Raw genomic sequence first — 20,489 nt, forward strand, 5'->3', positions numbered from 1 at the left:
AGCGCGGAAAGTCCCGCCGGCTTTACTTGATCCTGTTGCCCGCCGAGCGCAGGTTGTGCGTGGCCTCGACGATGCGCGCGGCCATCGACGTCTCGGCCAGCTTGCCCCACGTGCGCGGGTCGTAGGCCTTCTTGTTGCCGACCTCGCCGTCGATCTTCAGGACGCCGTCGTAGTTCTGGAACATGTGACCGGCGACCGGACGGGTGAAGGCGTACTGGGTGTCCGTGTCGATGTTCATCTTCACGACGCCGTTCTCCAGCGCGGTGCGGATCTCCTGCTCGGTGGAGCCGGAGCCGCCGTGGAAGACGAAGTCGAACGGCGACTGCTTGCCGAACTTCGCGGCGACGCCGTCGGCCAGGTCCTTCAGCAGCTCGGGACGCAGGACGACGTTGCCCGGCTTGTAGACGCCGTGCACGTTGCCGAAGGAGGCGGCCAGCAGGTAGCGGCCCTTCTCGCCCAGGCCCAGGGCCTCGGCGGTACGGATCGCGTCGTCGACGGTGGTGTACAGCTCGTCGTTGATCTCGTGCGTGACGCCGTCCTCCTCGCCACCGGTGGGGGTGATCTCCACCTCAAGGATGATGTTGGCGCGGCGGGCCTGCTCCAGCAGCTCCTGGGCGATGGCCAGGTTGTCGGCGAGGGTCTCGGCGGAGCCGTCCCACATGTGCGACTGGAACAGCGGGGTGCGGCCGGCCTTCACGCGCTCCTCGGAGAGCGCGAGGAGCGGGCGCACGTACCCGTCGAGCTTGTCCTTCGGGCAGTGGTCGGTGTGCAGGGCGATCTGGACGGGGTACTTCTCCGCGATGATGTGCGCGTACTCCGCCAGCGCGACCGCGCCGGTGACCATGTCCTTGCTGTACTGGCCGCCCAGGAACTCGGCACCGCCGGTCGAGATCTGGACGATGCCGTCGCTCTCCGCCTCCGCGAAGCCGCGCAGCGCCGCGTTCAGGGTCTGGCTCGAGGTGACGTTGATGGCCGGGTAGGCGAACTTGCCGGCCTTCGCCCGGTCGAGCATCTCGTTGTAGACCTCGGGGGTTGCGATGGGCATCTGTCCGCTCCTCAGTGTTGCGGGTGGGTTGTGCTTCGGCCCGACCTGGACCGTGCGGGGGCGACGTCATCGTCGACCCCATCTTTCCAGACCTGACCCGAAGTACGGCCCAGCGGTCAAGCCCCGGGCAAGTCCAGCCCTACCCGGGAGTCAGTCCAGACCCAGTTCATCCTTCGAGAAGGCGAAACGGTACGGAACGCCCGCGCCGGCCTCGATCTTCTCCGCGGCACCGGTGGCCCGGTCCACGATGGTCGCCACGGCCACCACCTCGGCGCCGGCCTCGCGCACCGCCTCGACCGCGGTCAGCGGCGAACCGCCCGTGGTGGAGGTGTCCTCCACGACCAGCACGCGCCGGCCCGCGATGTCCGGGCCCTCGACCCGCCGTTGCATGCCGTGCGCCTTCGCCGCCTTGCGTACGACGAAGGCGTCCAGCTTCCGCCCGCGCGCGGCGGCGGCGTGCAGCATGGCGGCGGCGACCGGGTCGGCGCCCATGGTGAGGCCGCCCACGGCGTCGAAGTCGAGGTCCGCGGTGAGGTCCAGGAGCACCTGGCCGACCAGCGGGGCGGCCTCGCCGTCGAGGGTGACGCGGCGCAGGTCGACGTAGTAGTCGGCCTCAAGACCCGAGGAGAGGGTCACCTTGCCGTGCACCACGGCCTTGTCCTTGATCTGCTGCAGCAGCGCGCCGCGCGTGCCCGGCGGCGATACTTCGTTGGCGTCCGTCATGCCGCCCAGCTTAGAGGCGGCGCCAGCTCCAGGTGGTGGTGGCCTCCAGCGGCTCCAGCGGCGTGACCAGGCGGGGCGCCGTGTTCAGGCCGTTGGGCGGGCCGGTCTGCGGCTCCACGCAGACGGCCTCGGCCTGCTCGTCGTAGACGACGACCCACTCCTCGCGGCTGCTCACGTTCAGCTCCAGCTGTCCCGGCCAGGTGACGGTGACGTCGACGCCGCCGGGCATGCCGAAGCAGTCGTCCCAGGGGCTGGGCTTCGGGTCGATACGGCGGCCGGTGGGCAGGTGGTCGTCGCCGCGCTCCTCCTGCCAGGCCGGGTTGAAGGCGAGGCGGGCGCCCTCGCCCACCGTGCCGTCCGCGCCCGTGAGGGTGCGGTTGAACCAGGGGTGCCAGCCGAGCTGCGCCGGGAAGGAGTCGTCGCGCGCCTCCACCGACATCGTCAGCGTGAGGCTGTCCTCGGTGAGGGTGACGACCTGGGTGACGCGGCCCGGGTGCGGCCAGGGTTCGACCAGGTCGTACGTGATCACCGCCTCGTTCTGCGCCGTGCGCGCGGTGCGCCAGGCGCCGTCGCGGGCGGTGCCGTGGATGGCGTGCGGCGGGGCGTTGACCGGCATCTGGCGCACGACGCCGCCGTCCAGGAACCGGCCGTCCCGGATCCGTCCGCACCAGGGCACCATCGGGAAGCAGCCGTAGCGGTCCCCCTGTCTCAGCAGTTCCAGGGAGTCGACCGTGAGGCCACTGATACGGCCGCCGCCCGCGGGACTGACTCGGACCTCGGCGTTGCCTGCTGTCAGCGTGATCTCTGCGTTGCTCACGGGATGACAGTACTGGGGGGACGGACGCGGTGACGGGTGGTCACCGGCGTTTGCGAAGTGCCCTGCTCACGACGATCGCGGAGGCCAGGGCCAGGGCGGCGGCGGGGGCCGCCCAGCGCAGGACCTGGCCGGAGGCGACGGTCTGGGGGGCCGGTACGGGGGCGTAGCGACCGCGGGGCGGGGCGTGGTCGACCTCCTCGGCGCTGCGGCCGATCATCGTGCGGCGCGCGTGCGCGGCCTCGGCGGGGGGCTCGCCCGTGTCCGCGAAGTCTCCGGGGATGGGGGCCTCCTGGGGGGTGCGGTCGGCGCTGCTGTCCGCGCTGTTGTCGGCGGTTCCGTCATCGGTGCCGTTGTCGGTTCCGTTGTCGGTGCCGTCGGCGGTGTCGTCGTCCGTGTCGGGGTCCAGGGACGGTGGGGGGATCTCGGTCTCGAAGACGGAGGTGTGCGGGGGTTCCGGCGCTGGTGCCGGTGCCGGGGCGGGCGTGGTGCCGGGTTCCGGGGGCGGTTCGCTCGACGCGAGCGCCTCCAGGAAGCGGTCCAGCAGACGGGTCGCCGCCGAACCCACCGCGTCGGCCGGGAGTTCCGCGAGGCGGCCGTCCGCGTCGGCGGTGCCGTCGACCGTGACGGTCGTGCCGCCGTCGGTGTCCGCGAGGCGCAGGGTGAGGGCGATCTTCACGGCGCCGGGGCCGCGGGACTCGGTGGCGTCGCCCTCGACGGCGTACGTGCCGTCCTCGCGGGCGGTGACGCGGAGCGCTCCCCGGTAGGTGACGGAGTGGCCGCCCACGCGCAGTTTCAGCCGCCCGGCGACGGGGTCGGCGCCGGCGTCCTGCTGGAGCCCGGGAATCGACCGGGCCACCCGGGCGGGGTCGGCGAGGGCCGCTCTGAGCAGGTCGGCCGGAACCGGGAGGAAGACCTGGTGCTCCATGTCGGCTGAGCCTACCCAGTAAGTCCCGGAAATCACCCTCCCCCGGGGATGCGGTGCGCGGCGTTCGCTAGTAGCGCGGATGCACCAGCGTCGACGGCGGCAGGCCCCCGATGCGCGCCCGCCGGGCCGCCCGCTCGTCGGCGCGCAGGTCCGCTTCCGTCAGCGTGCGCAGGTGCGGGCCCTTCGGGTCCAGGAAGAGGCGGGGGGCCGTGGGGGCGGGGGCGGCGAGGAGGAAGCCCCAGTCGTGGGGGGCGCGGGAGGCGCGGGTGGAGCGGTCGGGGCCGGCGGGGAAGCCGAGGACGCGGTAGGGCGTGGTGGAGAAGCCGGCCGCGCGCAGGGTCCGGTCGACGGTCCAGAAGGCGCGGGTGGTGACGGGTCCCGCGTGGACGACGAGACGGCCGTGGGGGGCGAGGACGCGGCGGGCGAGGCCGTAGAACTCCTGGGAGTAGAGCTTGGTGCTGGCGGTGATGCCCGGGTCGGGCAGGTCCGCGACGACGACGTCGTAGGCGCCCTTCCGTGCGTGGCGGAGCCGGCCGAGGGCGTCCGCGGTGGTGACGTGGACGCGCCGGTCGCCGTAGGCGTGGTCGTTGAGGTCGGACAGGCCGGGGTCGCTGCGGGCGAGGCGGACCAGGCCGGCGTCGAGTTCGACGATGTCGACGCGGCGCACGTCCGGGTGGCGCAGGACCTCGCGGGCGGCCAGGCCGTCGCCGCCGCCGAGGACGAGGACGCGGGCGTGCGGCCCGGACAGCGCCGGGTGGACGAGGGCCTCGTGGTAGCGCCGCTCGCCGCGACCGCCGGCCCGGAGACGGCCGTCGAGGAACAGGTCGAGGGGCTTGCCGTCGGTGCCGCCGGTGAGGACGACCTCCTGCACGTCGGTCCGCAGGGCCACCCGCACGTCCGCGCCGTACACCGCGTGCCGTGCGGCGCGCTCGAACTCGTCGGCGAGGGCGGCGGCGGAGGCGAGGACGGCGAGGACGGTGACGCCGGCGAGGAGCAGGGTCCAGCGGGCGCGGCGGGTGAGGTCGTGGCGGAACAGGCCGAGGACCAGGGCGCCGCCGGCGACGACGTTGACCGTGCCGGTGACCAGGGCGCCGGTCAACTGGCCGAGGAACGGCAGGAGAAGGAAGGGAAAGGCGAGGCCGCCGACCAGCGCGCCCACGTAGTCCGCCGCGAACAGGTCGGCGACCACACCGCCCGCGTCCTGCCGGCGGATGCGCTGGATCAGCTCCATCAGCAGGGGGACTTCGGCGCCGACGAGCAGGCCGATCGCCAGCGAGAACGCGACCAGCAGGCAGCGCGGTCCGTCGGACCAGACGCCGCCCCAGCCGCCGGTCCAGGCGAAGACGGCGTACAACGCCATCGCGCTGCATCCGCCGACCAGGGCGAGGGCGGTCTCGATCGCGCCGAAGCCGGCGGCCGCGTGCCAGCGCAGCCGTTTGGCGGCGAGGGAGCCGATGCCCATGGCGAACACCATCACGGACAGCACCACGGAGGCCTGGGTGACCGGGTCGCCGATCAAGTACGAGGCGAACGCGACGAGTTCGAGTTCGTACACCAGTCCGCAGGCCGCACAGACGAAGACGCACACGAGGACCAGGAACCGCCCCGTACCGGGCCGGACGGGCAGCAGCGCGGGGCCTGCCCAGCCGGGCGGGGCGCCCGGGGGCGCGGGGGCGTGCGGATCGATCACGCTGCGACGTTACGTCACACCCTCGGTACGCTTCGTCACCCACACGTGTGGAACTGGGGGCAGTTGACGTCCCTCGGGTTTGGCCGGATTCATCTCGTCGGGCCCGTGTCCGCCGGGTCGCGGCGCGCCCCGTCCGGACCGATCGCGGCGCGCACCCGGTCCGGCAGCATCGCCGTACGCGCCTGCCCCGGCAGGCCGGCCGCCGCGCGCGCCCCCACCCGGGTCCGCGTGGCCACCAACTGCCCGTCCTGCGGGTACGCGTGCCAGGTACGCCAGTGCACCTGGCCCTCGTGCCGGTGGGCCAGCATCGCGGTGAAGGCGTGCGGGCTGCCGGGGAAGACGCCGGCGAGGCCGTGCGGATGGCCGGAGACCAGGGCGAGCAACTCCTGGGCGCGGCCCGCGAACGAGCCCGGGGTGAGCATCTCCACGCGCGCGGCGAACTCGTACTCCCAGTCGCCGATCCGCTTGGCGACGCCGAGCGGAAGCGGGGTGCTGGAGCCGGGGATGCAGGCGACCGTCTCCGAACAGCTGCCCCACTCCTCGTCGAGCAGGACCTGATGGGAGGCGCCGAGCAGTCTCAACTGGAGCTTCGCCCCGGTCAGTTCGAGGTCGAGGGTGGCCAGGGCGGGAAGCGGCTCGCGCCCCAGGGCCCAGGCGAGGTCGGCGGCACGCGTATCGGTGTAGGAGGTGTTCAGGGTCGTGAGCATGGGTCGGCTCCGCTAACACGCAATGAGGCAGGAGTGAGGTCCGGCGCACCTCGGAAGACACCGGGCGATTCGCCAGGCCGGCCGGACCGGGGAAGGGGTGTCTGCGGGACGCCAGAGGGCTGCGGTGGTGTTTTAGAGGGAATCATGAACTGTGGCCGCGCCACAGCGTTTTTACCCAAGTTCGGAGGGTTTCCATCCCTCAGAGGGCTCCACAGCTCAACTGTTCAACTACGGCGTACGCCGGGCGCGAGCCCCGTGCCCCCGAGCGCCCGCCGGACACCTTCTCCGGCGGACGCTCTGGTCACCACGGTCGTAGCCCCGTCAGCTACCCCCTCCACAACCGCCCCCGCCACCACACGACGAGCCCCCACCGCACGAGTGCCCCCCGCACGAGTGTCCGCCGCCACAGGAGTGCCCCCCATGACTCCCGTGACCACCATGGCTCCCATGACCGCCATGGCTCCCATGGCTCCCGTGCCCACCCGAGGACGAGTCGGCCCCGCCACCCCACACCCACCAACTCGCACCCCCGTCGTCGTACGCCCCGGCCGCCCCTGAGGACGACGAGGAGGACGAGGACGTGGACGACGAGGACGACATGGACGACGAGCGGGACACGCGCGTCCGGCCGTTCCTTCCACTCCTTCCGCGCGGCCCCTGGACGTACGGGTTCCTGCGGGCCCTGCTCACCGCCACCGCAACGATCACGACGACGGCCACCGCCAGGATGACGCCGAACACCATGGCCCCACCCTCCTTCCCTTCCCCCGAAGCGACCCCCCGTGGGCGCCTTCCCGGTCACCGCGTCTCACACGGTGACCGGGAAATGCCCGGCCCTCCGACCGGCCAAAGCAGAGTTGAGGAACTTCTGAGGGTGAGCACCTGAAAAGGGCCCCTGACCTGCGCAGACCTTGAGTTCTAGCGATCGTCGCAACACCCCAGCTCAAGGGGTGCGATGTTCGAGATCCGCAAGACCCGGACGGTGGCTCAGGGCCGTAGAAAGCCGACCCGTGAGCGGGAGGAATACTTCCGGCTCGTGCAGCAAGGCGTGAGTTACGCGGAGGCAGCCAAGGCCGTCGGCATCAACCTCCGCACGGGAAAGCGATGGCGTAACGGCCGGAACCCCTCCGGTCGGCAGAAGGCGGCACCACCGGGGGCCTTCGCGGTTCCGCTGGGGTGGTGGCGTGGTGGGGTTCAGCGGGTGGCGTGTTCGATGTGGATCCTCGTCAGGGCGAAGAGGATCAGGAGGTCGAGTGTCATCACGGGGATGGCCCACAGCGGGTAGTACGGGACGAACATGAACTGGGTGATCAGGCTGATCGCCGCCACCACCACACCGGCCCCGCGACCCCAGCTCTGGTCCGTCAGGACTCCCATACCGGCGATGACGAGGACCACTCCGATCACCAGGTGGATCCAGCCCCAGGCCGTCAGGTCGAACCGGTAGGCGTACCGGGACGCGGCGAACAGCCTGTCCTGTGCGATGCCGGACGCGCCCATCAGAATGCTGAGGGGCCCGCTGAGCAGCATCATGATCCCGGCGAACATGGAGGCGCCGTCGACCGTCCCGCTGCCGCCGGGACCGCCGGGCCCGCCCTGTGTCCTGTTCGGCACCGTTGTCATGACAGCAGCCTTCCTGTACTGCGCGGTCACGGACGCCCAGCGGACGCACAGCGCCCGCCGCACACGGCCCGCGCGAAGCCAGCCACTCTCCTCTGCCAGCATGGCCGCAATCCCCCGGCACCGCGACCGCACGCGGGGCGGAGTTGAGGAACTCCGGAGGCTGGGCGCAGGATGACCGGCATGACCTCCACCGCGCGCCCCCACCTCAACCGCCGGCTCGCCGAGTTCGGGACGACGATCTTCGCCGAGATGTCCGCCCTCGCCGCCTCGACCGGGTCGATCAACCTGGGCCAGGGCTTCCCCGACACGGACGGCCCCGAGGAGATCAGGGAGGCGGCCGTACGGGCGCTGCGCGACGGGCGCGGCAACCAGTACCCGCCCGGTCCGGGCATCCCCGAGCTGCGCACCGCGATCGCCGCGCACCAGCTGCGCCGCTACGGGCTGTCGTACGACCCCGACACGGAGGTGCTGGTCACCGCGGGCGCGACGGAGGCCATCGCGGCGTCGCTGCTGGGCCTGCTGGAACCGGGTGACGAGGTGGTGGCCCTGGAGCCGTACTACGACTCCTACGCGGCGAGCATCGCGATGGCGGGCGGCCGGCGCGTCCCGGTGACGCTGCGCCCGTCCACAGAGGACGCGCAGGACGGAACGGGCGGGGGCCGCTTCCGGCTGGATCTCGACGAGCTGCGCGCGGCGGTCACCGACCGCACCCGGCTCCTGCTGATCAACACCCCGCACAACCCGACCGGCACGGTCCTCACGCGCACGGAGCTGGCGGCGATCGCCGAGCTGGCCGTGGAGCGGGATCTGCTGGTGGTGACCGACGAGGTCTACGAACACCTGGTCTTCGACGACGCCGAGCACATCCCGCTGGCCACGTTCCCGGGGATGCGCGAGCGGACGGTGACGATCGGGTCGGCCGGCAAGACGTACTCGTTCACCGGCTGGAAGGTCGGCTGGGTGACGGCGGCGCCCGAGCTGGTCACGGCGGTGCGCTCGGCGAAGCAGTTCCTGACGTACGTGTCCGCGGGGCCGTTCCAGTACGCGGTGGCCGAGGCCCTCGCGCTGCCCGACGCGTACTACGACGAGTTCCGGCGGGAGATGCGGGAGCGCCGGGACATCCTCGCCGAGGGGCTGGCCCAGGCCGGGTTCAAGGTGTTCAGGACCTCGGGCACCTACTTCATCACCACCGACATCCGGCCCCTCGGCGAGAAGGACGGCTTTGCCTTCTGCCGGGCCCTGCCCGAGCGGGCGGGAGTGGTGGCCATCCCGAACGCCGTCTTCTACGACGACCGCGAGGCGGGCGCGCCGTTCGTGCGGTTCGCGTTCTGCAAGCGGAAGGGTGTGTTGGACGAGGCGGTGACCCGCCTCAAGCGGTTGGCGGTCTGACAGAGCACGTGGAACAAGTCCCGCCGGGGGGCGGGGTCGGGGCCTGCTCGCGGGCCCCGACCGGAAATGCCCCAGGCTCACTCGGTGTCTTTCGGATGCTGTGGGGAGGCGTACACAAGGATCACGGTGGAAGTCTCCGCGCTGACCAAGTAGCGCACGCGACCACCGCTGGTGACCTCGTACTCCCACTGCTCAAGGTCGGACCCCTTCCACGCTTTGGTTGCGTGCCTGCCTCGTAGCTGATGCTGGCGACTCCAGTTGGACCGGGACAGCGGGTCGTTTCGGAGGGCGTCCAAGCAGCGATGCGCGCTCGGCAACGCCACACGGCACAGTTCCTCCCAGCCGGTCACCGCCTCCGTGGTCCCGAAGACGACGTTCCACCCGTGGAGGGGCGGAACGCTGACCCGATCCCCCTTCTTCGGGCTCACCCACACACCTCGACCGGGCCGAGGTCATCACCATCGAGCGGGCGCGTCGACTCCCTGAGCTGGTCGGGATCGGCATTGATGCGAGCCGTGGCGCGCCAGGAGATGATCGCGCGATGCACGGCCTCTCCCGCCCCCAGTTCGGCGGCGTCCGACAGCGCTTCAAGAAGCTCGACGGTGAAAGCCCGGACCTCTTCCGCGTCCAGGTGTCGCACCCAGGGGAACACCTCGGGGAGCGCAAGAAGGAGCGACTTGGCGCCGTCGTCCTGCTTCATCAGCGCGAGGAAGAGCCGTGAGGCCGTGGTCAGGTTCTCCTCGGCGTTCTCCGCCTGTACAGCCGTGGTCAGCACCATGTCCGGCGCGTCCCGATGTGTGACGCGGAGCCGCCCCAGGGCCGCCGCTCTGGCCGCGACACCCTTGGGATTGCGGGAGAGGTCGGTGAAGGAGACGGTTTCCGTTTCTGCTTGCAGGCGCGCGGTAGACATAATCAGAGCTTACTCAGATCGTGCTCTGATTTCCAGTGTGGTCTGGCCCTCGGTGCGCGCACCTTCACCTTCTGCAAGAGGGCGGAGGTGCTGCGGGAGGCCGCGCAGCGGCTGCGCGGCATGTGAGAGGCCGGGGTCCGGGGTGTGTCGCCCCCGGACCCCGGCCCGGCTCCGTGATGCCGTGGGGTGACGGTTACTCCGCGTCGTCCCCGGGGTTCTCCGCGTCGTCCGCGTCGTTGACCTCCTGCTCCAGGCCCAGCTGCTCCACCAGCCACTTGTCGAACTCGATCGCGGCCCGCACCCAGCTGACCGTGGAGGAGACGAAGTGGTTGATGTCGACGCCCGTGCCGATCAGCATCTGAGCCTCGCCGATGAGGCGGACCGTGCCGTCGTCGTGGGTGTGGGTGTAGACCTTGGGCCACAGCGTGCGGCGGTTCCAGTCGTCGATGGACTCCAGCAGCTGGGGCTTCTCGTCGATCTTGTGGGAGCGGTCGTAGAAGGTCCGCACCGAGAAGATCGCCTGCTCGTCCTCTCCACGGAACATGAAGTAGGTGCGGAACTGCTCCCAGGGCGCCGCGAGGTCACCCTCCTCGTCGACGACGTACTTCAGCTCCATCTGGTCGAGGAGCTGCTTCACGAGGTCCTGATCCGGAAGGACGGGGCCGGCCGGTCCTTGGGGCTGCGGCTCGGGCTGGCCCCCGAAGTTCGGAATCGAGGACGGGTCGATGGACATACTTGGCTACTCCTGCGGTCGTCCGGCTCGTCCGGCTGTCACTGAGGCCAGACGTACAACCCACCCTCTCGCTCTTGCACCACCCCCGGCAAGCGGCTCCACCGGCGACCTCTGCCGAGTCGCCGGTCACGGAGGCGATCACCGAGGCGAGGACCGAGGCGAGGACCGAGCCGAATACCGGTCCGAATACCGATGCGAGTGCCGATGCGAGTGCCGATGCGAGTGCCGATGCGAGTGCCGATGCGAGTGCCGGTGCGAGTGCCGGTGCGAGTGCCGGTGCGAGTGCCGGTGCGAGTACCGGTGCGAGTGCCGGTGCGAGTGCCGGTGCGAGTACCGGAATCCGGCCGCCACGCGCGGCGGCCCGCCCCGGGCGCCTGATGGGCCGGGGCGGGCGCCGTCGTGGCCAGGCGGCGGGCCGTCCGTCACCGCGAGCGCGCGGCGCGCGTCCGTCGGAGTGTCACCGCGAACGCGCGGGCGCGTTCGTCAGAGTGTCTTGCCCGTCGCCGGGCCCACGATGAGGCCCTCGCCGAAGCGGTCCACGCGGACCGTGTCGCCGTCCTTGATCTCGCCGGAGAGGATCTCCCTGGCGAGCCGGTCGCCGATGGCGGTCTGGACGAGGCGGCGCAGCGGGCGGGCGCCGTAGGCCGGGTCGTTGCCCTCGTCCGCCAGCCAGGTCAGGGCCGCGGGCGTGACGTCGAGGGTGAGACGGCGTTCGGCCAGCCGCTTCGCGAGCCGGTCGATCTGGAGCCGGGCGATCCGGGCCAGTTCGTCCTTGTCCAGGGCCGAGAAGACGACCAGGTCGTCCAGCCGGTTGAGGAACTCCGGCTTGAAGGAGGCCCGTACGACCTCCAGGACCTGCTCCTTCTTCTCCGCCTCGCCGAGCACCGGGTCGACCAGGAACTGGCTGCCCAGGTTGGAGGTGAGCACCAGGATGGTGTTGCGGAAGTCGACCGTGCGGCCCTGACCGTCCGTCAGTCGGCCGTCGTCCAGGACCTGGAGGAGGATGTCGAAGACCTCGGGGTGGGCCTTCTCGACCTCGTCCAGCAGGACGACGGTGTACGGGCGGCGGCGGACCGCCTCGGTGAGCTGGCCGCCCTCCTCGTAGCCGACGTAGCCGGGAGGCGCGCCGACCAGGCGGGCGACGCTGTGCTTCTCGCTGTACTCCGACATGTCGATGCGGACCATGGCCCGCTCGTCGTCGAAGAGGAAGTCGGCGAGCGCCTTGGCGAGTTCGGTCTTGCCGACACCGGTCGGACCGAGGAAGAGGAAGGACCCGGTGGGGCGGTCGGGGTCGGCGACACCCGCGCGGGAGCGCCGTACGGCGTCGGAGACGGCGCGCACGGCCTCGGTCTGGCCGATGAGGCGCTTGCCCAGCTCCTCCTCCATGCGCAGCAGCTTCTGCGTCTCGCCCTCCATGAGGCGGCCGGCCGGGATGCCGGTCCAGGCGGCGACGACGTCCGCGATGTCGTCGGAGCCGACCTCCTCCTTGACCATCGTGTCCTTGGCGGCCTCCTCCTCGGCCGCGGAAGCGGCCTCCAACTCCTTCTCCAGCGTGGGGATCTCGCCGTACAGCAGCTTGGCCGCGCGGTCGAAGTCGCCGTCGCGCTGGGCGCGTTCGGCCTGGCCGCGCAGGTCGTCCAGCTGTTCCTTCAGCTCACCGACCCGGTTGAGGGACTGCTTCTCCTTCTCCCAGCGGGCGGTCAGGCCCCGCAACTCCTCCTCCTTGTCGGCGAGGTCGCGGCGCAGCTTCTCCAGGCGGGCGACGGAGGCCGGGTCGGTCTCCTTCGCGATCGCCAGCTCCTCCATCTTCAACCGGTCGACGGAGCGCTGGAGTTCATCGATCTCGACGGGGGACGAGTCGATCTCCATGCGCAGCCGGGAGGCCGCCTCGTCGACGAGGTCGATGGCCTTGTCGGGCAGGAAGCGGGAGGTGATGTAGCGGTCGGACAGGGTCGCGGCGGCCACCAGCGCGCTGTCCGCGATCTGCACCTTGTGGTGGGCCTCGTACCGGCCCTTGAGCCCGCGCAGGATCGCGACGGTGTCCTCGACGGTCGGCTCGGCGACCAGCACCTGCTGGAAGCGGCGCTCCAGGGCGGGGTCCTTCTCGATCCGCTCCCGGTACTCGTCCAGGGTGGTGGCACCGACCATGCGCAGCTCACCGCGGGCCAGCATCGGCTTGAGCATGTTGCCCGCGTCCATGGCGGAGTCGCCGCCTGCGCCGGCGCCCACGACGGTGTGCAGTTCGTCGATGAAGGTGATGATCTGCCCGTCGGACTCCTTGATCTCGGAGAGCACGGACTTGAGGCGCTCCTCGAACTCACCGCGGTACTTGGCCCCGGCGACCATCGCACCGAGGTCCAGCGAGACCAGCCGCTTGTTCTTCAGCGACTCGGGCACGTCGCCCTTCACGATCCGCTGCGCGAGCCCCTCGACGACGGCGGTCTTGCCGACACCGGGCTCACCGATCAGGACCGGGTTGTTCTTCGTACGCCGGCTCAGCACCTGCACGACCCGCCGGATCTCCTGGTCCCGGCCGATGACCGGGTCGAGCCGGCCCTCGCGCGCGGCGGCGGTGAAGTCGGTGCCGAACTTCTCCAGGGCCTTGTACTGCCCCTCGGGATCGGCGGTGGTCACGCGGCGTCCTCCTCTGGCCTTCTGGAAGGCCTCCTGCAACTTCTTCGCGTCGGCACCCTCGCCTGCGAGCACCTCGCCGGCCGCGCCGCCCTTGGCCGCGATGCCGATAAGCAGGTGCTCGGTGGACAGGTACTCGTCGCCGAGTTCCTTGGCGCGCTCGTCGGCGTCCGCGAGGACCGCGAGCAGGTCGCGGCTGGGCTGCGGGGGCGCGACGGTGGAGCCGGTCACGCTGGGCAGCCCCGCGAGCACGCGCTCGGCGCCGGTGCGTACCGCGGCCTGGTCGGCGTCGACGGCGGCGAGCAGGTCCGTGATGTTCTCGTTCTCCTGCCCCGCCAGCAGAGCGAGGAGCAGGTGTGCCGGCGTCAGATCCGCGTGCCCCTCGGTGACGGCCCGCTGGCTGGCCGCGTTGATCGCTTCCCGGCTCCTGTTGGTCAGCTCGGCGTCCACGTTCGCTGTCCCTCCTCCGCATCGGCCCTCGGCCAGTCTCCCACTACTGCTTTAGCCAACATACACAAAGTTGAGTCTATTCCGCTCAACCATGTGGGGACCATGCTTGGTCACGCACCCGGCCCCGCTCCCGCTAAGTTTCGGGCCATGACCTCGCACGCGCACTCACATCCCCGCTCGCCCGCGCCCGCACCGGCACCCTCGCCCACCGCGAACCCCTCCACCCCCGACGACCCGTACCTCGCGTTCTGGCGGGAGCGGCACCTGTGCACGCTGACGACCCTGCGCCCCGACGGCAGCCCGCACGTGGTGCCGGTCGGGGTGACCTACGACCCCGGGGCGGGGCTGGCGAGGGTGATCACGAGCGGGACGAGCGCGAAGGTGTCCCATGTGCGCGCGGCCGGCCCCGAGGGCGCCCGGGTGGCGGTGTGCCAGGTGGACGGGCGGCGCTGGGCCACGCTGGAGGGGCGCGCGCGGGTGCGCACCGAGCCGGAGAAGGTGGCGGAGGCGGAGCGGCGGTACACCGAGCGGTACCGGCGGACGCCCAGGGAGAACCCCGCCCGGGTGGTCATCGAGATCGAGGTCGAGCGGACGCTCGGGCACGGGTGAAAGGCCGGCCGGCACCCAGGCGAATGGTTTCTGCACCGGTGTGCCCCGATCCGCCATGGACCATTTTCAGCCACACGGCCTCGCCGCCCATACGCGGAGATTCCGCCACAAACTGCAGCGGCGTCACCGTGTTCAGGTCACGGTGACGCCGCTGCTGGGGGAAGCACCTGAGCGATCTTTTTGCGACGGGGGAATCGCGTCAGGCACTGCGGGGGGTGGCAGTAATGGTCCTCAGGTCCGCCGCGTCCGGCTCGGCGAGCCGGTGGTCGCGCTGGTCGAGGTTCACGAAGATCATTCCGTACCGGACGGCGCACCGCACCGGTTGCGGCGCACCGCGGGGCTTGCGCAGGCACCGGTAGGCCCGTACGTCCTCGTCCTCGTCGCGCGTGACCACGACCGGCTCGCCGAACACCGTCACCATCAGTGAGTCACCGCTGTGGGGGATGGCGGTGACCAGATCGATGAAGTGCCAGCCCGAGCGGTAGGCCGTGGCCATTTCGCGACGGAAGGATCGGTCGTCGGGTGGGATCGTCATGTCGATCAGTCCCACCTGGTGTCCAGCGGAGCGACGTCCCACCTGGTGTCCAGCGGGGCGGCGTCCCAGCGCGTGTCAAGAGGGACGGTCGTCGCGGCGGACGCGGCGGTCACGGAATGATCGGCGCTCGCCTTGTGCGTGTCGCTCTTCGCACCGGAGAGGCCAGCCAGCGTTCCGACGGCCACAACGGCGGAGAAGGCGGCAACAAGCACCGAGCGAAGCATTCTTTTACGCATAGTCGGCTTCGTCCTCACTTGAAAGTCCCCTCTTCCCCCGTCGGATAAGACGATGGCTCATTCAGGCACATCATCGCCACACGATCGGTGCATCATGTTCCTGCATGTTCAGGACCCTGGGGGGTGGAGATTTGGCAACAAACGGAACAAGGGCGACACATCCCCACGCGGTGACCGAGCTGTGTGCAGAAGGGAGCCGTCTTTATGCGGACGCCCTGCGCATAGGCCGCATCCCGCGCGAGGACACGGAGGCGGCCCCCTGCCTCATGGAGTTCGCCCTCCTCCATGCCGATCCCGACGACCCCACCTGGCTGCTGCCCGTCCCGCCGGCGGTCGCGCTGGCCCAGCGGCTCAACCCCATCGAGCGCGAGATCGCCGAGCAGCGCCGGCAGACCCTGTCCCTGTCGGAGGTCTTCGAACCCTTCATGGCGCTCAGCGCCCAGGAACACGCCCCCACCCACGCGATCACCGTCCTCGAAGGCCTCGACCGCATCAACACCGCGCTCGACCTGGCCACCACCCAGTGCCGCACCGAGGTGCTCACCGTCCAGCCCGGCGGCTGGCGCAGCCCCGAGAACCGGCTCCTGGAGGCCCTCGAACGGGACAAGCCGCTCAGCGAACGCGGGGTGCGCATCCGGACGCTGTACCAGCACACCGCCCGCTACAGCGCCGACCGGCTGGCCTACGTGGACCAGTTCACGGACGGCAAGGTGGAGTACCGCACCATCGACGAGCTGGTCGAGCGCCTCATCATCTGCGACGAGACCGTCGCCTTCATCCCGGTGCGCGAGGACCGCCAGGTCGCCCTGGAACTGCGCCATCCCGGGCTCGTCCGCTACCTCATCAAGGTGTTCGAGTTCATGTGGAACCGCGCGGTGCCGCTGAGCGCCGGGACACCGTACGAGACCGCGCCCGACGGCATCACCGACGTCCAGCACTCCATCGCCAAGCTCCTGGTGGAGGGGCATGTGGACGAGGCGATCGCCCGCCGGCTGGGCATGAACGTGCGCACCTGCCGGGCCCACATCGCCAAGCTGGCCACGGCGCTCGGCAGCGGCAGCCGGGCCCAGCTCGGCTTCCTCATCGCACAGTCCGGGATGCTGGAACAGGGCCAGCGAGGGGCCCAGGGGCACTAGCCAGGGCCCTGGAGGCAACGGGGAGGCACAGGCAGGCCCCGGGGCACCGGAGGGACCCTCAGCGCATGCTCGTCGACCCCTGGTCGGGCAGACCGGGCAGGCCAGGCAGGCCGACGACGGCGGGGCCGCCGGGGCGCGGTGGGCCGTCCAGGCCGACCTGTGCGATCCGCACGCCCAGTTGGGTACGGCTGGCCGCCCCGAGCGTGTCCGACAGCCGGGCGATGTGGGCGCGGCAGGTGCGCACGCTGATGCCGAGGCGTTCGGCGATCTCCGCGTCCTGGTGCCCCTCGGCGAGGAGCGCGGCGATGGACCGCTCGCGGTGCGAGATGCCCTCGATACCGGTGTCGGGGAGCGGGGCCGTCAGCGGGATCGCGAGGCGCCACAGCCGTTCGAAGACGGTCACCAGGTATCCGACCAGGGCCGGGTGGCGCAGCTCAAGGGCCATCGTGCGCTCGGAGTTGGCGGGGATGAACGCGACCGTGCGGTCGAAGAGGATGAGGCGGTCGATGACCTCGTCGAGCGTGCGCGCCTCCACGGCCTCGCCCATCAGCTCCAGGTAGTTGTGCAGTCCCTGCCCGTGCCGGGCCACGTGGGTGTACAGGTCGCGCATGCGCACGCCCCGGCCGCGCAGCGCCAGCGCCCGGTGCAGTCCCTCGGTCAGCTCGTCCTCGCGCCGGATGCCGCCGGGCTGCACGGTGAGCACCTCGGTGGTGCAGGCGTCGGTCGCCTCGTCCATCGCGGCCTGGATGCGGGACAGACCGTCCAGGACCCGGATCGCGGTGCCCTCACCCGGTGCCGACAGCGTCTGCGGCTGCCGGCCGAGCCCGGCGTACCAGTCGAAGGCGGCGACGGCCGAACCCACCTTGCGCTGGCTCGCGGTGACCTCGTCGTAGACCCCGCGCAGCAGCCGGGTCATCACCTCCTGCGGGGAGGTGGGCACCAGCCAGTCCATGTCGTCGGGGTCGGGGTGCAGCAGGGCCAGCTCCAGCAGGCAGGGCACCGGCTCGACGTCCGTGCGTGGCACCCGGCCCCGGCGTACGGCCCGGGAGTACAAGCGGTCCCCCGGCCCGCACAGTCGGTCGGCACCGTGAGGATGGTCCTCCGTCCTGTGCCCGGCCATCGCCCATTCCACCCCCGGCTTGCTGCCACTTCCGCAGCGCAACTATGCGCGGCGCCGACGGGGGTCCGCAACATGGCTCTGCGCGCCACAGGCGCCGCAACGGGAGGGTATGCCCGGGTATCGCCCTGCCCCAGCACGTCACATTGCAGCAACATGGGGGGTGACGGGGCTACTTCAGCCCCGCCTCCGCGCACGCGGCCTTGTACGCGGGCGTGCAGATGTCGCTCACCGTGTAGATGCCGTCCGCGATGACGGTGCCGCTGATCCGGTCCTTGGTCAGCGGGCTCACCTGGACCAGCTTGGACGGGATGCCCTTGGTGGTGGGGCTGTTCACCCTGTCCTGGGTGAGGGCGTCGAACTGGATGTCCTTGCCCTGGACCTTGGCGACGGCCATCTGGGCGGCGGCCTCGGCCTCGTCCGGGTAGGACTTGTAGACGCTCATGTACTGGTCGCCCGTGAGGATCCGCTGCACCGCGTCCAGTTCGGCGTCCTGGCCGGTGATCGGGGGCAGGGTGGTGACGCCGGCGGCGCGCAGGGCCTTGAGGACGCCGCCCGCCATGCCGTCGTTGGCGGCGTACACCCCGGCGATGTCGTTCGCGCCGATCTGCCCGATCGCCTTGGTCATGTTGGCCTGGGCGTTCTCCGGCTTCCAGTCCTTGGTGTCGTAGGTCGCCGCGATCCGCACCTTGCCGCTCAGCTCGGACAGGGCCCCTTGCTTGAACTGCTTGGCGTTCGGGTCGGTGGGCGAGCCGTTCATCATGACGATCTTGTCGGAGGTGTGATTGCGCGCCCCCATCGCCTCCAGCAGGGAGCGGGCCTGCACCTCGCCGACGAGTTCGTTGTCGAAGGAGACGTACGCGTCGATCGGGCCCTCGGCGAGCCGGTCGTAGGCGATGACCGGGATGCCCGCGTCCTTGGCCTTCTTCACCTGGCCGGCGATGGCGTGGGAGTCGACCGCGTCGAGCATGATCACGTCCACGTGGTCGTCGATCATCTGCCGCATCTGGCCCGCCTGCCGGGCGGCGTCCGCGTCCGCGTTGGCGTACTCGACCTTCCCCTTCCGGGAGGTCAGTTCGGCCACCTTGTTCTTGATGATGGGGAAGTCGAACTTGTCGTAACGGGTGTTGGCCTTCTCCGGCAGCAGCAGCCCCACGGTGATGTCGTCGCCCTTCGTCGGGCTCGCGCTCGCCCCGTCCCCCGTCGCGCCCAGCACACCGCAGCCGGCGAGTGACAGGGTCATCGTGGACGCGGCCACGGACAAGGCAATACGACGCATTCGACGGCTCACTTCAGGTGCGTGCGGGACAGGGGTGCCGTTGTGCGGCAGGTGTGCAGACGAGCCAACGCGCATGGCACATGAGCGTCAAGAGGATGCACTTAACGAGATGACAACATCACCCTGCGTCGTGTTGTGAATGCTTTGCGAACGCCGAACGAACCCTCGCCAAGCGCCCTTTACGGACCCTCCACCCGGTCGCACACGCCCGGTACGCGAAAGGGGCCCGGAGAATTCTCCGGGCCCCTCACACATGGCGCTGTTCACTCACCCTGCTGCCGCTTCGGCCGCCACACGACCAAAGCGCTGGTCTGCTGGACCTCCTGATAGGGGACCAGGTCGCGGCGGTAGGAGGCGTGGACGGCGGCCTCGCGTTGCTGCATGGCCGCCGCCGCGCCGTCCAGGGCCGACTGCAGTTCCGCGACGCGGGACTGCAACGCGGCGACCTGGTTCTCCAGTTCGATGATCCGCTTGATGCCGGCCAGGTTGATACCCTCGTCCTGCGACAACTGCTGCACCTGGCGCAGCAGTTCGATGTCGCGGGCCGAGTAGCGGCGGCCCCGGCCCGCGGTGCGGTCCGGGGAGACCAGGCCGAGACGGTCGTACTGACGCAGCGTCTGCGGGTGGAGACCGGAGAGCTGGGCCGCCACCGAGATGACGTAGACCGGGGTCTCCTCATTCAGTTCGTACGGGTTGCGTCGACGGCCCGGTGTGTCCATGGGGCTCTCAATCTCCCTTCGCGGCCTCGAACAGCTCCGCCCGCGGGTCCTCGCCCACGGTCGTCTCGCGGTACGCCTGGAGCGCGTCGCGAGCCTTCTCCGACAGGTCCTTGGGAACGGTCACCTCGACGGTGATCAGCAGATCGCCGCGGGTGCCGTCCTTGCGGACCGCCCCCTTGCCCCGGGCGCGCATGGTGCGGCCGTTGGGGGTGCCGGGCGGGAGCTTCAGGGTGACGGCGGGGCCGCCGAGGGTCGGGACCCTCACCTCGCCGCCGAGGGCCGCCTCGGTGAACGTCACCGGGACGGTGACGGTGAGGTTGTCGCCCTTGCGTCCGAACACCGGGTGCTCGCCGACGTGCACGGTGACATACAGGTCACCGGCCGGTCCGCCGCGCTCGCCGGGTGCTCCCTTGCCGCGCAGCCGGATCCGCTGTCCGTCGGTGACGCCCGCCGGGATACGGACCTGCATGGTGCGCGAGGACTTGGCGCGACCGCTGCCGTTGCACTCCTGGCAGGGGTGCTCGGCGATCAGGCCGCGGCCCTTGCAGTCGGGGCACGGGTCGGTCAGCGAGAAGCCGCCGCCCGAGCCCCGGGCGACCTGCCCGGTGCCGACGCAGGTCGGGCACACGCGCGGCGTGCCGTTCTTGTCGCCGGTGCCGGAGCAGGCCTTGCAGGGCGCCTGCGAGGTCATCCGCAGCGGGACGGTCGCACCCTCGATCGCCTCGGTGAAGCTGAGCGTCACCTCGGTGTCGACGTCCTGGCCGCGGCGCGGCTGGGTGCGGGTCGTGCCCGCGCCGCCCCGGTTGAACAGTCCCCCGAAGACGTCACCGATGCCGCCGCCGAAGCCGCCTCCGCCCTGGGCGCCGCCTCCGCCTCCGAAGAGGTCGCCCAGGTCGAAGTTGAAGTTGCCGCCGCCTGCGCCCGGTCCGGGGCGGAAGCCGCCGTTGCCGAACAGGGCGCGGGCCTCGTCGTACTCCTTGCGCTTCTTCGGGTCGCCGAGGATGTCGTTCGCCTCGGAGATCTCCTTGAAGCGCTCCTCGGCCTTGGCGTTGCCCTTGTTGGCGTCCGGGTGGAACTCGCGGGCGAGCTTGCGGTACGCCTTCTTGATCTCGGCCTCGGTGGCGTCCTTGGGGACGCCGAGAACCTTGTAGTAGTCCTTCTCGATGAAGTCCTTGGTACTCATCCCCGACGTCCCTCCTTCCCCTCAGTAGTGTT

At 70.8% G+C, this 20,489-nt stretch carries 21 protein-coding genes; 5 read left to right on the forward strand and 16 right to left on the reverse strand.

Going from position 1 to position 20,489, the window contains the following annotated elements; genetic code table 11:
• Positions 1-22: 22 nt before the first annotated feature.
• The 6 genes from fbaA to ACGFYV_RS25060 all read right to left on the reverse strand — a co-directional run bounded on the left by fbaA (position 23) and on the right by ACGFYV_RS25060 (position 5,907).
• Positions 23-1,045: a class II fructose-bisphosphate aldolase gene (gene fbaA / locus ACGFYV_RS25035; RefSeq protein ID WP_393880678.1), complete on the reverse strand. Its 1,023-nt coding sequence runs from the start codon at positions 1,043-1,045 to the stop codon at positions 23-25.
• Positions 1,046-1,195: 150 nt separating this feature from the next.
• Positions 1,196-1,768 carry an orotate phosphoribosyltransferase gene (gene pyrE / locus ACGFYV_RS25040; RefSeq protein ID WP_393880679.1) on the reverse strand — a complete coding sequence of 191 codons (573 nt, stop codon included), beginning with the start codon at positions 1,766-1,768 and terminating at the stop codon, positions 1,196-1,198.
• 10 nt (positions 1,769-1,778) lie between these two features.
• Positions 1,779-2,585, reverse strand: coding sequence for an aldose 1-epimerase (locus ACGFYV_RS25045; RefSeq protein ID WP_393880680.1), 807 nt, complete (start codon positions 2,583-2,585; stop codon positions 1,779-1,781).
• A gap of 40 nt (positions 2,586-2,625) precedes the next feature.
• Positions 2,626-3,510 (reverse strand): SRPBCC family protein, encoded by an 885-nt coding sequence (locus ACGFYV_RS25050; RefSeq protein WP_393880681.1) that lies wholly within the window; start codon positions 3,508-3,510, stop codon positions 2,626-2,628.
• A gap of 67 nt (positions 3,511-3,577) precedes the next feature.
• Positions 3,578-5,200 carry a polyamine aminopropyltransferase gene (locus ACGFYV_RS25055; RefSeq protein ID WP_393880682.1) on the reverse strand — a complete coding sequence of 541 codons (1,623 nt, stop codon included), beginning with the start codon at positions 5,198-5,200 and terminating at the stop codon, positions 3,578-3,580.
• Between the two features lie 89 nt (positions 5,201-5,289).
• Positions 5,290-5,907, reverse strand: a complete 618-nt coding sequence (locus tag ACGFYV_RS25060) for a DUF2617 family protein (RefSeq protein WP_393880683.1) — start codon at positions 5,905-5,907, stop codon at positions 5,290-5,292.
• A 580-nt stretch (positions 5,908-6,487) separates the two neighbouring features.
• Here ACGFYV_RS25060 and ACGFYV_RS25065 point away from each other — a divergent pair.
• Both ACGFYV_RS25065 and ACGFYV_RS25070 read left to right on the forward strand, forming a co-directional pair.
• A complete protein-coding gene (locus ACGFYV_RS25065) occupies positions 6,488-6,793 on the forward strand; it encodes a hypothetical protein (protein ID WP_393880684.1) in 306 nt (101 codons plus the stop codon).
• Between the two features lie 69 nt (positions 6,794-6,862).
• Positions 6,863-7,192 (forward strand): helix-turn-helix domain-containing protein, encoded by a 330-nt coding sequence (locus tag ACGFYV_RS25070; RefSeq protein WP_393880685.1) that lies wholly within the window; start codon positions 6,863-6,865, stop codon positions 7,190-7,192.
• Here ACGFYV_RS25070 and ACGFYV_RS25075 read toward each other — a convergent pair.
• Positions 7,102-7,530: a hypothetical protein gene (locus tag ACGFYV_RS25075; protein ID WP_393880686.1), complete on the reverse strand. Its 429-nt coding sequence runs from the start codon at positions 7,528-7,530 to the stop codon at positions 7,102-7,104. The genes ACGFYV_RS25070 and ACGFYV_RS25075 overlap by 91 nt on opposite strands.
• A 171-nt stretch (positions 7,531-7,701) precedes the next feature.
• Here ACGFYV_RS25075 and ACGFYV_RS25080 point away from each other — a divergent pair, with 171 nt between their 5' ends.
• The gene (locus ACGFYV_RS25080; RefSeq protein ID WP_393880687.1) at positions 7,702-8,919 is read left to right on the forward strand and encodes a pyridoxal phosphate-dependent aminotransferase; all 1,218 of its coding nucleotides are present in this window, start codon (positions 7,702-7,704) and stop codon (positions 8,917-8,919) included.
• 424 nt (positions 8,920-9,343) lie between these two features.
• Here ACGFYV_RS25080 and ACGFYV_RS25085 read toward each other — a convergent pair whose 3' ends face one another.
• The 3 genes from ACGFYV_RS25085 to clpB form a co-directional block, all read right to left on the reverse strand.
• Positions 9,344-9,829 carry a prevent-host-death family protein gene (locus tag ACGFYV_RS25085; protein WP_393880688.1) on the reverse strand — a complete coding sequence of 162 codons (486 nt, stop codon included), beginning with the start codon at positions 9,827-9,829 and terminating at the stop codon, positions 9,344-9,346.
• Between the two features lie 193 nt (positions 9,830-10,022).
• Positions 10,023-10,562 carry a YbjN domain-containing protein gene (locus tag ACGFYV_RS25090; RefSeq protein ID WP_393880689.1) on the reverse strand — a complete coding sequence of 180 codons (540 nt, stop codon included), beginning with the start codon at positions 10,560-10,562 and terminating at the stop codon, positions 10,023-10,025.
• A 483-nt stretch (positions 10,563-11,045) separates the two neighbouring features.
• Positions 11,046-13,643, reverse strand: a complete 2,598-nt coding sequence (clpB, locus tag ACGFYV_RS25095; protein WP_393880690.1) for an ATP-dependent chaperone ClpB — start codon at positions 13,641-13,643, stop codon at positions 11,046-11,048.
• A 147-nt stretch (positions 13,644-13,790) separates the two neighbouring features.
• Here clpB and ACGFYV_RS25100 point away from each other — a divergent pair, with 147 nt between their 5' ends.
• Complete coding sequence (locus tag ACGFYV_RS25100; RefSeq protein WP_393880691.1) at positions 13,791-14,252, forward strand: pyridoxamine 5'-phosphate oxidase family protein; 462 nt, start codon at positions 13,791-13,793, stop codon at positions 14,250-14,252.
• Positions 14,253-14,451: 199 nt separating this feature from the next.
• Here ACGFYV_RS25100 and ACGFYV_RS25105 read toward each other — a convergent pair whose 3' ends face one another.
• Positions 14,452-14,787: a hypothetical protein gene (locus ACGFYV_RS25105; RefSeq protein ID WP_393880692.1), complete on the reverse strand. Its 336-nt coding sequence runs from the start codon at positions 14,785-14,787 to the stop codon at positions 14,452-14,454.
• A gap of 5 nt (positions 14,788-14,792) precedes the next feature.
• Positions 14,793-14,999: a hypothetical protein gene (locus tag ACGFYV_RS25110; protein ID WP_393880693.1), complete on the reverse strand. Its 207-nt coding sequence runs from the start codon at positions 14,997-14,999 to the stop codon at positions 14,793-14,795.
• Positions 15,000-15,127: 128 nt separating this feature from the next.
• Here ACGFYV_RS25110 and ACGFYV_RS25115 point away from each other — a divergent pair, with 128 nt between their 5' ends.
• Positions 15,128-16,159, forward strand: a complete 1,032-nt coding sequence (locus tag ACGFYV_RS25115; RefSeq protein WP_393880694.1) for a helix-turn-helix transcriptional regulator — start codon at positions 15,128-15,130, stop codon at positions 16,157-16,159.
• A 58-nt stretch (positions 16,160-16,217) separates the two neighbouring features.
• Here ACGFYV_RS25115 and ACGFYV_RS25120 read toward each other — a convergent pair whose 3' ends face one another.
• From ACGFYV_RS25120 to dnaJ, 4 genes are all read right to left on the reverse strand, one after another.
• Positions 16,218-17,279, reverse strand: a complete 1,062-nt coding sequence (locus ACGFYV_RS25120) for a LuxR C-terminal-related transcriptional regulator (RefSeq protein WP_393880695.1) — start codon at positions 17,277-17,279, stop codon at positions 16,218-16,220.
• A 169-nt stretch (positions 17,280-17,448) separates the two neighbouring features.
• The gene (locus tag ACGFYV_RS25125) at positions 17,449-18,555 is read right to left on the reverse strand and encodes a sugar ABC transporter substrate-binding protein (RefSeq protein ID WP_393880696.1); all 1,107 of its coding nucleotides are present in this window, start codon (positions 18,553-18,555) and stop codon (positions 17,449-17,451) included.
• A 263-nt stretch (positions 18,556-18,818) separates the two neighbouring features.
• Complete coding sequence (locus ACGFYV_RS25130; protein WP_393880697.1) at positions 18,819-19,274, reverse strand: heat shock protein transcriptional repressor HspR; 456 nt, start codon at positions 19,272-19,274, stop codon at positions 18,819-18,821.
• 7 nt (positions 19,275-19,281) lie between these two features.
• On the reverse strand, positions 19,282-20,457 hold the full coding sequence (gene dnaJ, locus ACGFYV_RS25135; RefSeq protein WP_393880698.1) for a molecular chaperone DnaJ: 1,176 nt from the start codon (positions 20,455-20,457) through the stop codon (positions 19,282-19,284).
• Between the last annotated feature and the right edge of the window lie 32 nt (positions 20,458-20,489).

Origin of the sequence: Streptomyces sp. NPDC048297 (assembly GCF_043201585.1) — a bacterium.
Lineage (GTDB): Bacteria > Actinomycetota > Actinomycetes > Streptomycetales > Streptomycetaceae > Streptomyces.